The 446-nt window shown below is 33.4% G+C and carries 1 protein-coding gene; it reads right to left on the reverse strand.

Translation table 11 applies throughout. The features are described 5' to 3' along the window. Positions 1 to 46: 46 nt before the first annotated feature. Positions 47 to 446, reverse strand: a 400-nt coding sequence (locus UNSWCS_RS10370) for an ABC transporter ATP-binding protein (protein WP_035143995.1), incomplete at its 5' end; no start/stop codon positions are given.

A 446-nucleotide genomic window follows, 5' to 3' on the forward strand; every position in this document is an offset into this window, starting at 1 on the left:
TCCTTTAGGTTACACACTTATATTATATATAGCCAAGAGCGCACGCTCATTCCCCACTACGTGGGGCCCCTTTTGCGTTGCGCGCTGCGCTCGTCAAATAGCGTTCTAAAGCAATGTGTTTATCTGCTGGATCGTAATAAAACTCTGAAAAAATATCTTTCTCAGATGGTAACATAGTGATAAATATACTAAAGCTATAATCGTTTGTTTTTTCGCTTTTATATGTAGTTATATCGCCAAGAATAGGAATATTTTCAATAAATGGAATAGTCTTTGTTGATTTAATCGTTTCTTTGCTATTAATACCGCCTATAAGAAATGAATTTGTATCAGTGAGATAAACATTTGTCTTTAGATGCCTACTTGAAATTCTAGGGGTTAATGTATCATCAAGCAAATTTTCAATATATAGATCCAAAGTAAAACTAACACTATCATTAGTAATC

Source organism: Campylobacter concisus UNSWCS (genome assembly GCF_000466685.1).
Lineage (GTDB): Bacteria > Campylobacterota > Campylobacteria > Campylobacterales > Campylobacteraceae > Campylobacter_A > Campylobacter_A concisus_A.